The sequence below is a fragment of the Humibacillus xanthopallidus genome (assembly GCF_044793955.1).
Taxonomy (GTDB): Bacteria; Actinomycetota; Actinomycetes; order Actinomycetales; family Dermatophilaceae; genus Humibacillus; species Humibacillus xanthopallidus_C.
In genome coordinates this window covers 3,273,556-3,287,750 of record NZ_CP084995.1, presented here as the reverse complement: position 1 = coordinate 3,287,750, position 14,195 = coordinate 3,273,556, and the positions used below count along the sequence as shown (strand labels likewise).

Sequence of the window (14,195 nt, the reverse complement as noted above, 5' to 3'; positions counted from 1 at the left end):
GCCGGACCGGGGTGGTCTGGTGGACCCATAGACTGGCCCGCATGTCCTCCCTGTCCCGTGATGACGTGGCCCATCTCGCTGGCCTGGCTCGCATCGAGCTGTCCGACGCCGAGCTCGACCGCATGGTCGGTGAGCTCAGCGTCATCCTCGACTCCGTGGCCAAGGTGCAGCAGGCCCCGACCGAGGGCGTGGCGCCGATGTCGCACCCGATGCCGTTGACCAACGTGACGCGCCCCGACGTCGTGCGCCCCAGCCTGGGCGCCGAAGCCGTGCTCGCGGGTGCCCCCGAGGCGGAACAGCAGCGCTTCTCCGTGCCCCGCATCCTCACCGAGGACTGACCCCGGCGCGCCGGCCCGGCCACCCACCCTCGCGTATGCCGCGTGGCCCGGGCACACGGCATACCCCCTCTCGCTCGACACCGCTCGACCCCTGCTCAACCCCAGCGAACTTCCTTGACGACGAAGGCAACTGACGTGAACTCCGATCTGACCCGTGCGACCGCGGCCGAGCTGGCCGACGCGCTCGCGACCAAGACGATCTCCTCGGTGGAGGTGACGCAGGCCCACCTCGACCGCATCGCCGCGGTGGACGGGCAGGTGCACTCCTACCTGCACGTCGACGGTGAGGGCGCGCTCGCCCAGGCCCGCGCGATCGACGAGCGTCGTGCCGCGGGCGAGCGGCTCGGCCCGCTCGCCGGCGTGCCGATCGCGGTCAAGGACGTCATGGCCACCAAGGGCCTCCCGACGACGTGCGGCAGCAAGATCCTCGAGGGCTGGATCCCTCCCTACGACGCGACCGTCGTGACGAAGCTGCGCGAGGCCGGCCTGCCGATCCTTGGCAAGACCAACATGGACGAGTTCGCGATGGGCAGCTCCACCGAGCACTCGGCCTACGGGCCGTCGCACAACCCGTGGGACCTGGACCGCATCCCCGGTGGCTCCGGTGGTGGCTCGAGCTCCGTGCTCGCGTCGTTCCAGGCGCCGCTCGCGACCGGCACCGACACCGGCGGCTCGATCCGCCAGCCGGCCGCCGTCACGGCCACCGTGGGCACCAAGCCGACCTACGGCGGGGTCTCGCGCTACGGCCTCGTGGCGCTCGCCAGCTCGCTCGACCAGGCCGGCCCGTGCGGCCGCACCGTGCTCGACACGGCGCTGCTCCACGCCGTGATGGGCGGCCACGACCCGATGGACTCGACCTCGATCGACGCCCCGGTGCCCCCGGTCGTCGAGGCGGCCCGCGCCGCCGACGTGCGCGACATGCGGATCGGCGTCGTCAAGGAGCTCGGCGGCGAGGGCTACCAGCCCGGCGTGCGCGCCCGTTTCGACGAGTCGGTCGCCCTGCTCGAGGAGCTCGGCGCCGAGGTCGTCGAGGTGAGCTGCCCCAACTTCGACTACGCGCTCGCCGCCTACTACCTCATCCTCCCGAGCGAGGCCTCGAGCAACCTCGCGAAGTTCGACGCCATGCGCTACGGCCTGCGCGTCCTGCCCGAGGGGGTCGATGACCCGAGCGCCGAGCAGGTCATGGCGGCCACCCGCGACGCCGGCTTCGGACCCGAGGTCAAGCGCCGCATCATCCTCGGCACCTATGCCCTGTCGTCGGGCTACTACGACGCCTACTACGGCTCGGCCCAGAAGGTGCGCGCCCTCATCGCCCAGGACTTCGCCGCTGCCTACGACAAGGTGGACGTGCTCGTCAGCCCCACCGCGCCGACGACTGCCTTCCGGCTCGGCGACAAGCTCGAGGATCCGATGGCCATGTATCTCAACGACATCGCGACGATCCCAGCCAACCTGGCCGGAGTGCCGGGCATGTCGATCCCGTCGGGTCTCGCCGACGAGGACGGCCTGCCGGCCGGCATCCAGATCCTCGCCCCCGCCACCAAGGACGAGCGGCTGTATGCCGTCGGCGCCGCCCTCGAGGCAGCGCTCGTCGACCGCTGGGGCGGACCGATCCTCGACCGCGCGCCCGTGCTGGGCGCGGCTGCCGCGAAGGGAGCCTGACATGGCAACGACGACCACGGCCGACGCCGTCATGGACTACGACGAGGTGATGAAGCGCTTCGACCCCGTCATGGGCCTGGAGGTCCACGTCGAGCTGCACACCAACACGAAGATGTTCTGCGGGTGCCCGACGGAGTTCGGCGCAGAGCCCAACTCGCAGGTCTGCCCCGTGTGCCTCGGCCTGCCGGGCGCGCTGCCGGTCGTCAACGAGAAGGCGGTCGAGTCGGCCATTCGCATCGGCCTCGTGCTCAACTGCGAGATCGCGTCGTGGTGCCGCTTCGCGCGCAAGAACTACTTCTACCCCGACATGCCGAAGAACTTCCAGACCTCGCAGTATGACGAGCCGATCGCCTACAACGGCCACCTCGACGTCGAGCTCGAGGACGGCTCCGTCTATCGCGTCGAGATCGAGCGCGCGCACATGGAGGAGGACACCGGCAAGTCGCTGCACATCGGCGGCTCGACGGGCCGCATCCACGGCGCCGACCACTCGCTCGTCGACTACAACCGTGCCGGCATCCCGCTCATCGAGATCGTCACCAAGCCGATGGTCGGGGCGGGCGAGCGCGCGCCCGAGGTCGCCAAGGCCTACGTCTCCTCCCTGCGCGAGCTGCTGCGGGCCCTCGACGTCAGCGACGTCAAGATGGAGCAGGGCTCGATGCGCTGCGATGCCAACGTCTCCCTGCGCCCGCGGGTGGGAGAGCCGACGAGCGCCGAGCAGCTGGCCGTGCCGCTCGGCACCCGCACCGAGACCAAGAACGTCAACTCGCTCCGCTCGGTCGAGCGGGCCGTGCGCTACGAGATGTCGCGCCACGCGGCCATCCTCGCCGGCGGTGGCTCGATCCTGCAGGAGACCCGGCACTGGCACGAGGACACCGGCGTCACGACATCGGGGCGCGAGAAGTCCGACGCGGAGGACTACCGCTACTTCCCCGAGCCCGACCTCGTGCCCGTCGCACCGGCGCCCGAGTGGGTCGAGGAGCTGCGTCACACGCTGCCGCAGAACCCCGTCGAGCGCCGTCGTGAGCTCCAGCAGGCTTGGGGCTACAGCGATCTCGAGATGCGCGACGTGCTCAACGCCGGCGCCCTCGAGCTGATCGAGCAGACCGTCGCCGAGGGTGCGTCACCGGCGGCGGCCCGCAAGTGGTGGCTGGGTGAGCCGGCCCGGCGCGCCAACGCCGAGGCCCAACGGCTGACCGAGTATGCCGCGGTCGTCGGCCTGACGCCGGCCCGCGTCGCTGAGCTCGACGGGCTCGTTGCCTCCGGTCGGCTCAACGACTCGATGGCTCGTCAGGTGCTCGAGGGAGTGCTCGACGGTGAGGGCGGCCCGACCGCCGTGGCAGATGCCCGCGGGCTCGAGCTCGTGGCCGACGACGGCGCCCTCGAGGCAGCCGTCGACAAGGTCATCGTCGCCAACCCCGACGTGGCTGCCAAGATCCGCGACGGCAAGGTGCAGGCCGCGGGCGCGCTCATCGGTCAGGTCATGAAGGAGATGAAGGGCCAGGCCGACGCCGGCAAGGCCCGAGAGCTCATCCTCGCCAAGCTGCAGTAGGCCACTCGACGGATGGAAAGTGCCCACTCGACTCAGAGAAGGTCGAGTGGGCTCTTTGCACCCGGGAGCACCCACCCCGTGGGGTGGGAAGTGCCCACTCGACTCAGAAGGTCGAGTGGGCACTGTGCACCCGACTACCAGGCCGTCGAGTGCGGGCTAGCGCTTGCCGCCGCCGAGGAGGCCTCCGAGGATGCCGCCCAGGATGTCGCCGGCGCCGCCGCCCGAGGCGCCGGAGCCGCCGCCGAGGACCTGACCGAGGAGGTCCTCGATCGGGTTGGAGCCACCCGACGCCGGTGCCGACCCGCCGGGCGACTGCACCGGACCGCTGCCGGCACCCTGTCCGCCCGGGAAGAGCGCGCCGCCGTCGGTGCCCGACGTGACGTCATCGCCAGCGCCGGAGCCGCCGCCGAGGATGCTCCCGAGACCACCGCCCTGACCCATCTTGTTGGCGAGCCACGACATGACGATGGGGGCGAGGATCGGCAGCAGCTTCTGCACGAGCGAGCCGCCGGCGCCTGAGCCCCCGATGCCGGAGCCCCCGATGCCGGAGCCCACGCCACCGAGCTGGCTCACGACCTGGTCGGTGTTGTCGCCGAAGATGTTGCCGACGATCCTCTGCCCGTCCTGCTCGTCGACGTCGGCGAGGCTGCTCACCGACTGGCCCTGGTGGTCGGACAGGGCTGACGCGAGCGACTGGGCGCCAGCGGGGTCGTGGGCGTTCGCCTGTAGACCGCCGAGCAGCGCCGGCAGCGCGGTTCGAGCAGCCTGCTCGACCTCGCTCTCGTCCACCCCCAGCTGGCCGGCCAGCTCCTTGAGCGGCACCTGGCCGAGAATCTCGTCGTACGAAGCCATGCCCGTGGACCTCCTCGTCACGGGGCGGCCAGTCACCGCCCTCGGGGCAAGGCTAGCCACGAGAACGGGCTCGTGTCAGGGCAGACGGGGCCCGCTGAGCGGAGCCGTCAGGAGGAGCCCACGTCGGAGAGCGGGAGCGACATCAGGCGGTCGTCGTCGCCGTTGTTGGTGAGGATCCAGGCGCGGCCGTCGACGAAGCGGATGTCGCGCACGCGACCGTAGGTGCCCTCGAGGTGCCGCGACGGGGTGCCGGCCGTGCCATCGGCGTTGATCGGCACGCGCCACACTGACTCGCCGCGCAGGGCCGCCATGTAGACGGCGCCGTCGGGCCCGACGGCGATGCCGCTGGGCGACATGTCGGAGGTCGGCCACTGAGCGACGGGGTCGACCAAGTCGGCGGTGTCGGCGCGTCCCTCGACCTCGGGCCAGCCGTAGTTCTCGCCGGGCTCGATGAGGTTGAGCTCGTCGACGGTGTTGGCGCCGAACTCACTGGCCCACAGCCGGTCCTGGCTGTCCCAGGCCAGGCCCTGCACGTTGCGGTGACCATAGGACCAGATGGCGGAGCCGCCGAAGGGGTTGCCGGGAGCGGGCTTGCCCTCGGGCGTGAGCCGCAGGATCTTGCCGCCGAGCGACCCGAGGTTCTGCGACAGCGAGATGTCGCCTGCCTCTCCGGTGCCGACGTAGAGGTAGCCGTCGGGGCCGAAGGCGATGCGGCCGCCGTTGTGGTTGCGCCCCATCGGGATGCCGTCGAAGATCACCTGCGGCTCGCCGAGCGTGCCGTCGCGCCACGGCACGGCAGCGATGCGGTTGTCGTTGTCGGTGGAGTAGTAGGCGTAGAAGACCGGGTTGGCGTCGAAGTCCTCGGGCACCGCCAGGCCGAGCAGGCCGCCCTCACCGGCCACGCGGGTGATCGGGAGCGTGCCGGCGACGGTGGCGCGGCCGCCCGACCCCGGCTTGGGCACGTGGCGCACCTCGCCGGTGTTGCGCACGCTGACGAGGGAGCTGCCGTCGGGCAGCATCGCGATCGACCACGGCACGTCGAGGCCGCCGAGCAGCGCGACGGCCGGAGCCGACGGGTCGGCGGCAGGGGAGGAGGTAGCCGAGGTGGTCGGCGTCGAGCCGGACGTCGACGCGGTGCCGGACCCGCTGCCCGTGGCGCTGGTCGTGGCCGCTCCGCCGGCAGTGCTCGTCGCTGCGGGGGACTGTGCGGTCGGGGACGTGGAGCACGCGCCCGCCGCAAGGACCGCGGCCAGCCCCACGGCGAGGGCACGGACAGGGACGGGGCGGGAGGGCGGCATACCCCATTCTGTCCCATTGACGCCGAGATCCCCGGCGGCGCCCCTGGGCGTCAGCCTGGCTCAGCCCCCACGGCGGGCCAGCGACCGCTCGAGATCGCGCTGCACCTCCGCGTCGATGACCCTCGCGGCAACGACGCGGCGCATGACCTCGGCCTCGCCGGAGAACGCCCGGAAGAGCGTGACCAGGTCGATGTCGTGGTCCGGCCGCTCGACCTGCACCGGGGCGCCCACCTCGACGGTGCCGGGAGTGACGACCGACAGGTAGGCGCCCGTGCGTCCCTCGTCGGCGAAGCGGCGCACCCACCGGGGGACGCCCATGTGCTCGGCGAAGGTCGCGCACGGGATGCGGGGCACCTCGACGCGCAGCACGGCGTCGCCGACGGTCCACAGCTCGCCGACGAGCGCATGCGTCATCTCGACACCTTCGGTGGTGAGGTTCTCGCCGAATGCTCCTGCAGCGATGGGCCGCCCGATCTGCTCGGCCCACCACTGCCGGTCCTCTGCCGGGTAGGCGTAGACCGCCTGGAGCCGCCCGCCGTGGTGGCGCGGGTCGCCGATCTCGTCGCCGACGGCGCCGCTGCCGAGCCCCCCGCGTTTGGGTCCGGGGTCGCGCACGTCGATGCGGTCCACCGGCTGCTTGTCGATCGCCGTGCTCGGCAGGCTGGCCCGCCGGCGCGGCACCCGGCGCCCGACGTTGACCGACACGACCCGTCCGTTGCCCGTGCTCCCCACGTCGCCGTCCACCGCGCGAGCCTAACCGCCCGGTTGGCTAGGTTGGGCGCATGAGTGCAGCCCGCGTCGTCGTGTCCGTGCCCGACGAGGAGTATGCCGCCGCGCTGGCCGACGTCGAGGGCGTCGACGTCGTCGTGTGGGACATGGAGGGCCCGCACGAGCGCGGCTCCGAGGTGCGCCTCGCCGTCATGCCCTACATGACGCGACTGACGGTCTCCGACGTCAGCGACGGGCTCGACGCTCTCGAGGCGGTGCAGATCCAGAGCGCGGGCTTCGAGGGCTTCCTCGACGGGTTGCCCCCGGGAGTGGTGCTCTGCAACGCCGGCGGCGTCCACGACGCGAGCACCGCGGAGCTGGCGCTCACGCTGACCCTCGCCTCGATCAGGCAGATCCCGGACTTCGTTGCGGCACAACACGACTCGAAGTGGCTGCCGCTGACGCTCCACCCCGCTCTCGCCGACCGGAGGGTGCTCGTGCTCGGCTACGGCAACATCGGTCGTGCCGTCGCGCGGCGACTGTTGCCGTTCGAGGTCTCGGTGACGGCCGTCGCGTCGCGGGCGCGGGAGGGCGACGACCTCGTCGAGAGCGTGCACGGTATCGATGAGCTGCCGGAGCTCGCCTCTGCCGCCGACGTGCTCATCGTCATCGTGCCGTTGACCGAGGCGACCCGGGGCCTCGTCGACGCCACCCTGCTCGCCCGGCTGCCCGACGGGGCTCTCGTCGTCAACGTCGCCCGCGGTCCGGTGGTCGACACGGACGCGTTGGTCGCCGAGTGCGCGACGGGGCGACTGCGGGCGGCTCTCGACGTCACCGACCCCGAGCCGTTGCCCGAGGACCACCCGTTGTGGACGACGGCGGGGGTGCTCATCACGCCGCACGTCGGTGGGGCCACCGAGGCGATGCGGCCGCGGGCGCAGGACCTCATCCGGCGGCAGGTCATCGCCCTGCGTGACGGGCAGCCGCTGCTCCACGTCGTCGCCACCGGCTGAGGGGCGATCGGCCGAGCGATCGGCGACGGTCATCGGCGGACTTCTCGGGGCCGGACCCTTGTCGCCCCCCGGCAGATAGTGGACACTGTGAACATGACGGAGACCATCGTCGCCATCGGCACGCGCAAGGGACTCTGGATCGCCCGCAGCGATGACCGCAGCAGCTGGACCCTCGAGGGGCCGCACTTCCTCATGAGCGAGGTCGCCTCGGTCGCGATCGACACGCGGGAGGGCCGCTCCACCGTGCTCGCCGGCGTGAAGTCATGGCACTGGGGCCCGACGGTGCAGGCGAGCACCGACGGCGGGCGCACCTGGACGGAGAGTGCGGAGCGCGCCCTGGCCTTCCCGGCCGACACCGACACCGCCCTCGAGCGGGTCTGGCAGCTGACTCCCGATCCCAACGACGCCGACGTCGTGTGGGCGGGTGTCGAGCCGCACGCGCTCTTCCGCAGCGACGACCGCGGGGAGCACTACGAGCTGGTCCGCGGGCTCTGGGACCACCCGCACCGCCCGACCTGGGAGAACGGCTTCGGCGGGGGAGCCGTGCACACGATCGTGCCCGAGCCCGGCAAGCCCGAGAGCCTCCTCGTCGCGATGAGTGCGGGCGGGGTCTATCGCAGTGGCGACAGCGGCCAGACGTGGGAGCCGAGCAACCCCGGCATCCGGGCCTACTTCCTGCCCGACAACGAGTATCCCGAGTACGGCCAGTGCGTGCACAAGGTCGCTCGGAGCGAGGCCGACGGCGAGCTCTACGCCCAGAACCACAAGGGCGTCTATCGCTCCGACGACAACGGCCGCACCTGGAGCTCCATCGCCGACGGGCTGCCCACCGACTTCGGCTTCACCATCCTCGCCCACCCGCGCAAGCCGGGCATGGTCTGGAACGTGCCCGTCATGGACGACGGTGAGCGCATCCCGCCGGGCGCCCAGCTGCAGGTGCAGCGCTCCGACGACGGTGGAGCCACGTGGCGCCAGCAGGCCGAGGGCCTCCCGGGTGACAGCTACACCTGCGTCCTGCGTGACGCTGCCGGCCTCGACGGCAACGACCCCATCGGGGTCTACATCGGCACCCGCAACGGGGACGTCTTCGCGTCGGCAGACGAGGGTGAGTCCTTCCAGCGCATCGCCACGCAGCTGCCCGACGTGCTCGTCGTGCGCGCCGCCCAGATCGCCTGAGTCGCAAAGGATCTCGTATGCCGTCCACCCCCGTTCGCGTGATCCTGCCGGGCATGCTCCGCGACCTCGTCGGTGGCGTCTCGGAGATCGAGGTCGAGTCACCCACGGAGTCCCAGACGGTGGCACAGCTGCTCGACCGCGCCTTCGCCGAGCACCGGGTGCTCGACGGCAAGGTGCGCGACGAGCGGGGTGAGATCCGTCGTCACGTCAAGGTGTTCGTCAACGGCGAGGACGCCACGCGCGGCGACGGCGTCGGCACGCCGGTGCCCGCCGGAGCCCGGGTCCACATCATCAACGCCGTCTCCGGAGGCTGAGACCACCTGCCCGCCGACCTCCCCGGGGTCCGGCTGCGAGCTCCGGCGGGTCCGGGCTGACAAGGCCCGTCCGGCAGAGCATGCTGTGGAGGTATGAGCAGTGCGGCGAAGGACAAGACCCTGATCGTCATGCGGCACGCCAAGGCCGAGGAGGGCTTCACCAAGCCCGACCACGACCGTGAGCTCGCTGCCCGGGGCCGGCGCGACGCGACCGCGGCGGGTGGCTGGCTGCGCACAGAGGGGCTCGTGCCCGACCTCGTCATCTGCTCGACAGCCGTCCGCACCCGTCAGACGTGGGACCAGGCCCGCGCGGGTGGCGCTCAGGCCGAGTTCGTCGAGTTCCGCCGGAGCGTCTACACCGGCGGCGCCGATGTCGTCATGGAGACGATCCGTGAGGACGGGGGCGAGATGGAGACCGTTCTCGTCGTCGGGCACAACCCGACCGCCGCCGAGCTGACGAGCCTGCTGTGCGACGGCGAGGGCAGCCACGAGGCCCACGACGCCCTGGCGCAGGGCTTCGTGACGAGCGGTCTCGCGGTGCTGCGGTATGCAGGTGACTGGGCCGATCTCGAGGCCGGCTCCTGTGCGCTCCACCGCTTCCATGTCGCGCGCGGGTGAGGCCCCCGGCCGGGGGTAGCGGGAGTCTCAGGAAGGGCTCGCCCTCTGAGATGCCGTGTCCGACCAGCGGACACCGTCCTATGCTGCTGGGATGACGCAGACGCCTGACATCAAGCCCCGCAGCCGCGACGTCACCGACGGTCTCGAGAAGGCCGCCGCGCGGGGGATGCTCAGGGCCGTAGGCCTCGGCGACGACGACTTCGCCAAGCCCCAGATCGGCGTGGCGAGCTCGTGGAACGAGATCACGCCGTGCAACCTGTCGCTCGACCGGCTGGCCAAGGCGGTGAAGGACGGCGTGCACGCCGGCGGTGGCTACCCGCTCGAGTTCGGCACGATCTCGGTGTCCGACGGCATCTCGATGGGGCACGAGGGGATGCACTTCTCGCTCGTCTCGCGCGAGATCATCGCCGACTCCGTCGAGACCGTCATGAACGCCGAGCGGCTCGACGGCTCAGTGCTGCTCGCGGGTTGCGACAAGTCGCTGCCCGGCATGCTCATGGCCGCGGCCCGGCTCAACCTGTCGTCGGTCTTCCTCTATGCCGGCACCATCCTGCCCGGCATCGCCAAGCTCTCCGACGGCACCGAGAAGGAGGTCACGATCATCGACGCCTTCGAGGCGGTCGGTGCGTGCGCCGCCGGCCGCATGTCGCGCGAGGACGTCGACGCCATCGAGCGCGCGATCTGCCCGGGCGAGGGAGCCTGTGGCGGCTTCTACACCGCCAACACCATGGCTGCCGTCGCCGAGGCGATCGGCATGTCGATCCCCGGATCGGCCGCCCCGCCCGCGACCGACCGTCGTCGCGACATGTATGCCCGCAAGTCGGGCGAGGCCGTGGTCGAGCTGCTGCGCAAGGGAATTCGCGCTCGCGACATCATGACCAAGGAGGCGTTCGAGAACGCCATCGCCGTTGTCATGGCCTTCGGCGGTTCGACGAACGCCGTGCTGCACCTGCTCGCCATGGCCAACGAGGCCGAGGTCGACCTCACCATCGAGGACTTCCGCCGGATCGGTGCCAAGGTGCCCCACCTTGCGGACGTCAAGCCCTTCGGTGCCTTCGTCATGAAGGACATCGACCACATCGGCGGCATCCCCGTCGTCATGAAGACGCTGCTCGACGCGGGCCTCTTCAACGGCGACTGCATGACGGTGACCGGCAAGACGATGGCCCAGAACCTCGAGGAGCTCAACCCTCCCCACATCGACGGCCGGGTCATCCGCCAGATGGCCACTCCGATCCACAAGACCGGCGGTCTGACGATCCTCACCGGATCGCTCGCCCCCGAGGGCGCCGTCGTGAAGTCTGCCGGCTTCGACGAGTCGGTCTTCGAGGGCACTGCACGCGTCTTCGACGGGGAGCGGGCCGCCATGGACGCCGTTGAGGAGGGGTCGCTCCAGACCGGTGACGTCGTCGTCATCCGCTACGAGGGCCCCAAGGGCGGGCCGGGCATGCGCGAGATGCTCGCCGTCACCGGTGCCATCAAGGGTGCCGGCCTCGGCAAGGACGTCCTGCTGCTCACGGACGGCCGCTTCTCGGGTGGCACGACCGGCCTCTGCGTCGGCCACGTCGCACCGGAGGCGGTCGATGACGGGCCGATCGCCTTCGTGCACGACGGCGACCGCATCCGCCTCGACGTCGCGAGCGGGTCGCTGGACCTCCTGGTCGATGACGCGGAGATGGCGAGCCGCCGCGAGGCGGGAGTGACGCACCCGGAGCCGAAGTACACCCGCGGCGTGCTCGCGAAGTATCGCAAGCTGGTCGGCAGCGCGAGCCGGGGCGCCGTCTGCGGCTGAGCCGCCCGCATACCCCTCCGTTCGAGGTGATCCTGACCCCCGCGTGGGTGCCACCATCACCTCGAATCGGGCGGTTGGTCAGCGGCGGTCGTCGCGGAAGGCGCGGGGCGTGAGCCCCGTGCTCTCGCGGAACCGCCGGATGAGGTGCCGCTCGTCGCTGAAACCCGTCGCGGCCGCGATGTCGCGCACGCCGAGGCCGGTGTGCACGAGCAGGTCGGTGGCGGCGGCGAGCCGGCGTGCGGCGCGGTGCGCGTAGGGGGTCGTGCCCGTCGCCGACCGGAAGCGCCGACGCCACGTCTCGTAGGGCATGCCGACCTCGGCTGCCACACCGTGCAGGTCGAGGGAGTCGGCCAGGTCGGCCCCCAGCAGATCGAGAGAGCGATCCAACCAGCCGGCCCGGTCGGGTTCGCGGTGTGACCTGGACGCCGAGGCCGCCGCCTCGAGCAGCGCCGCCAGCAGGTCGAGGGCCTCGGCATCCCGCCCGTCGACGTCGGTCGGTCGGGCCCGTTCCGCAAAGACGGCGAGCCGGTGGCGCCAACGGGCCACGGGAAGCCCCTGCAGCAGCAGACGCTCGGGGGAGAGCGCGCCGCGACGACGGGCCAGCTCGAAGACGACGCCGTCGAAGACGACGAAGAGCTCGTCCCACCCACCCGGGTCCGCGCCGTACCAGTGCGGGTGCCCGGGATGCACGAGGACCAGCGTGCCGGCCCCGATGGTCTCGTCGTGCGAGGCGTCCCGGTAGCGCCCCGTGCCGGCCGTGACGAAGGTCAGGCCCCAGGTCGGATGGCGCCGGGTCGTGCCGACGGGGAGCCCGCTCCCGCCCGCGATCCTGCCGGCCACCAGCACCTCGCCGAGGCGACCGGCGGGGGCCCGCGTCGGCGCAGGGTGGACGGATCTCGTCGGAGCCATGCTGCCATCGAACCAGAACGTACCCCGGTGACCACGCCGTTCCGGGTGGGCGGCACGGCCATGCGATGTGATCGTCCCACCGACGACCCTTCCGGTCGCACACGATCCACGGAGGACACCGATCTCATGCTCACCGACATGCACACCGACCTGCTGCCCGAGCTCACCACCGCATACCCCGTGTCCGACGACCACGTCGCTGCCTATCGCGCCACCGGCCACGTGCGCCTGACCCAGGTGGCCTCGGCGGCCGAGGCCGCTGCCTATCGCGCTCCCGTCGCCGCTGCCGTCGAGCGGCTGAGCACCGAGACGCGACCCCTCGCCGAGCGCGACAGCTACGGCATGGCCTTCCTGCAGGTGATGAACCTCTGGAGGCACGACCCCGCCGTGGAGCGCTTCGTCAAGGCGTCGCGGTTCGCCGACGTGGCGGCCCGGCTGCTCGGCGTCCCGCGGGTGCGGCTCTACCACGACCAGGCGCTCTTCAAGGAGCCCGGGGGCGGCTACACGCCGTGGCACCAGGACGCGATGTACTGGCCGCTCGACGGTTCCCGGTGCCTGACGATGTGGATGCCGCTCGTCGACATCACCCCCGACCACGGCGGCCTCGCCTTCGCGTCGCGCAGCCACGTCGACGGGCCGCTCAGCGACATCGGCATCTCGGACGCGTCGGAGGAGCACTTCGACCATCTGCTCGACGAGCGCGGCCTCGTGATCGACGAGCCGGTGGCGATGCGGGCGGGCGACGCCTCCTTCCACTCCGGGTGGACCGTGCACAAGGCTCTCGGCAACACTGCGGACCGCATGCGCGAGGTCATGACGGTCATCTGGTTTGCCGACGGCCTGCCGGTGCTCGAACCGGCGAACACCTCCCAGGCCAACGACCTCGCCTCGTGGCTGCCCGGACTCGCCCCTGGCGACCTTGCCGCATCGCCCGCCAACCCGGTCATCCCGGCTCCGTCGGTGCCGAGCTAACGGCTTCGGGTCAGGCTCGTGGGGAGACGTCGATCGCGAGGTGGCGCCAGACCGACGTCACCTGCATGCCGACCTTCTCGTAGAGGCCCAGGGCGCCGGTGCGGGAGTCGGTCGAGAGCTCCGAGCGGTCGCCCCCGTTGGCCCGTCCGGTCTCGAAGGCGTCGACGAGCAGGGCCCGGGCCAGCCCTCGACCGCGCTGGTCCTTGCGCACCGCGAGCTTGTCGACGTAGGCGCAGCCGCTGGACACGATGACGAAGGCCATGCCCACCACCGCCCCTTCGGGGTTGATCGCCAGGCGCAGCTGCCAGTCCTCGTAGCCCGGCCGGTTGACGACGGTGGCCGCCCACTCCTCGAAGCTCGACCGCTCGCGCTCGGACCACTCGAGGAAGGCGTCCTCGTTGACGACCCAGGCGGCACGGTGGTCGGCCTCCCCGGAGGCCAGCCGGACGGCATACCCCTCGGGAAGAGGCTGGGGTGCGATGACGGCGCCGGCAGGCAGCTCCAGCACCCAGGAGGTCCACAGCGGTCGGTAGCCGAGCGACGTCAGGAGTCGTTCGCTCACGGAGTCACCCGGCACCGGCTGGCCGACGAGCGTGCCGCCGTCGCGGGCTGTCACCTCCTGCGACCAGCGCGCGAGCGCGGTGCCGATGCCGAGGCCGCGGTGGGACGGGTCGACCGCCGCGTCGCCCCAGCGGGCCTTGTAGACCTCGGCGTAGGCAACGAGGCGCTCGCCGTCGAGGACGCCGACCGTCTGCGTGGCGAGGTCGAAGGCTGGTCGCTGCCAGTCGCCGACGATGTCGGCCTCCTCGATGAGCTCCTCGCCGACATCGTGGAGCTCGCACGCGCCGATGAGCGCGGCCACGGCAGCGGCGTCCTCACGGCGCAGGGCTCGGGTCGTCAGGGCGGCGGACTCCGGGAGGCGCAGGGTCACCGGGGTGGTCGCAGTGGTCATGCGCCCGAGTGTCCCGAGTCGGGGTGGGGGGTCACAACC

At 71.6% G+C, this 14,195-nt stretch carries 14 protein-coding genes; 9 read left to right on the top strand and 5 right to left on the bottom strand.

Features of this window, described 5'->3' with window-relative positions:
* Positions 1 to 41: 41 nt before the first annotated feature.
* From gatC to gatB, 3 genes are all read left to right on the top strand, one after another.
* Complete coding sequence (gene gatC, locus LG278_RS14730; RefSeq protein WP_404388022.1) at positions 42 to 338, top strand: Asp-tRNA(Asn)/Glu-tRNA(Gln) amidotransferase subunit GatC; 297 nt, start codon at positions 42 to 44, stop codon at positions 336 to 338.
* A gap of 135 nt (positions 339 to 473) precedes the next feature.
* Positions 474 to 2,000, top strand: coding sequence for an Asp-tRNA(Asn)/Glu-tRNA(Gln) amidotransferase subunit GatA (gene gatA / locus LG278_RS14725; RefSeq protein WP_404388020.1), 1,527 nt, complete (start codon positions 474 to 476; stop codon positions 1,998 to 2,000).
* 1 nt (position 2,001) lies between these two features.
* The gene (gatB, locus tag LG278_RS14720) at positions 2,002 to 3,552 is read left to right on the top strand and encodes an Asp-tRNA(Asn)/Glu-tRNA(Gln) amidotransferase subunit GatB (RefSeq protein WP_404388018.1); all 1,551 of its coding nucleotides are present in this window, start codon (positions 2,002 to 2,004) and stop codon (positions 3,550 to 3,552) included.
* Between the two features lie 156 nt (positions 3,553 to 3,708).
* Here gatB and LG278_RS14715 read toward each other — a convergent pair whose 3' ends face one another.
* From LG278_RS14715 to LG278_RS14705, 3 genes are all read right to left on the bottom strand, one after another.
* A complete protein-coding gene (locus LG278_RS14715; protein WP_404388016.1) occupies positions 3,709 to 4,404 on the bottom strand; it encodes a DUF937 domain-containing protein in 696 nt (231 codons plus the stop codon).
* Positions 4,405 to 4,511: 107 nt separating this feature from the next.
* The gene (locus tag LG278_RS14710; protein ID WP_404388015.1) at positions 4,512 to 5,702 is read right to left on the bottom strand and encodes a PQQ-dependent sugar dehydrogenase; all 1,191 of its coding nucleotides are present in this window, start codon (positions 5,700 to 5,702) and stop codon (positions 4,512 to 4,514) included.
* 60 nt (positions 5,703 to 5,762) lie between these two features.
* A complete protein-coding gene (locus tag LG278_RS14705) occupies positions 5,763 to 6,446 on the bottom strand; it encodes an MOSC domain-containing protein (protein WP_404388013.1) in 684 nt (227 codons plus the stop codon).
* Positions 6,447 to 6,484: 38 nt separating this feature from the next.
* On the opposite strand from LG278_RS14705, the gene LG278_RS14700 reads away from it, so the two are divergent.
* From LG278_RS14700 to ilvD, 5 genes are all read left to right on the top strand, one after another.
* Positions 6,485 to 7,423 (top strand): 2-hydroxyacid dehydrogenase, encoded by a 939-nt coding sequence (locus LG278_RS14700; protein ID WP_404388011.1) that lies wholly within the window; start codon positions 6,485 to 6,487, stop codon positions 7,421 to 7,423.
* A gap of 93 nt (positions 7,424 to 7,516) precedes the next feature.
* Positions 7,517 to 8,599, top strand: coding sequence for a WD40/YVTN/BNR-like repeat-containing protein (locus LG278_RS14695; protein ID WP_404388009.1), 1,083 nt, complete (start codon positions 7,517 to 7,519; stop codon positions 8,597 to 8,599).
* A gap of 17 nt (positions 8,600 to 8,616) precedes the next feature.
* Positions 8,617 to 8,913: a MoaD/ThiS family protein gene (locus tag LG278_RS14690; protein WP_404388008.1), complete on the top strand. Its 297-nt coding sequence runs from the start codon at positions 8,617 to 8,619 to the stop codon at positions 8,911 to 8,913.
* Between the two features lie 93 nt (positions 8,914 to 9,006).
* Entirely contained in the window at positions 9,007 to 9,531 is a 525-nt protein-coding gene (locus LG278_RS14685; RefSeq protein WP_404388006.1) for a SixA phosphatase family protein, read from the top strand.
* Between the two features lie 91 nt (positions 9,532 to 9,622).
* Positions 9,623 to 11,323 carry a dihydroxy-acid dehydratase gene (gene ilvD / locus LG278_RS14680; RefSeq protein WP_404388004.1) on the top strand — a complete coding sequence of 567 codons (1,701 nt, stop codon included), beginning with the start codon at positions 9,623 to 9,625 and terminating at the stop codon, positions 11,321 to 11,323.
* A gap of 78 nt (positions 11,324 to 11,401) precedes the next feature.
* Here ilvD and LG278_RS14675 read toward each other — a convergent pair whose 3' ends face one another.
* A complete protein-coding gene (locus tag LG278_RS14675) occupies positions 11,402 to 12,232 on the bottom strand; it encodes a helix-turn-helix domain-containing protein (RefSeq protein WP_404388003.1) in 831 nt (276 codons plus the stop codon).
* Between the two features lie 138 nt (positions 12,233 to 12,370).
* Between LG278_RS14675 and LG278_RS14670 the strand changes: the two genes are divergently transcribed.
* Positions 12,371 to 13,204 carry a phytanoyl-CoA dioxygenase family protein gene (locus LG278_RS14670; RefSeq protein ID WP_404388001.1) on the top strand — a complete coding sequence of 278 codons (834 nt, stop codon included), beginning with the start codon at positions 12,371 to 12,373 and terminating at the stop codon, positions 13,202 to 13,204.
* A gap of 10 nt (positions 13,205 to 13,214) precedes the next feature.
* Here LG278_RS14670 and LG278_RS14665 read toward each other — a convergent pair whose 3' ends face one another.
* The gene (locus LG278_RS14665) at positions 13,215 to 14,156 is read right to left on the bottom strand and encodes a GNAT family N-acetyltransferase (protein ID WP_404387999.1); all 942 of its coding nucleotides are present in this window, start codon (positions 14,154 to 14,156) and stop codon (positions 13,215 to 13,217) included.
* Positions 14,157 to 14,195 lie beyond the last annotated feature (39 nt).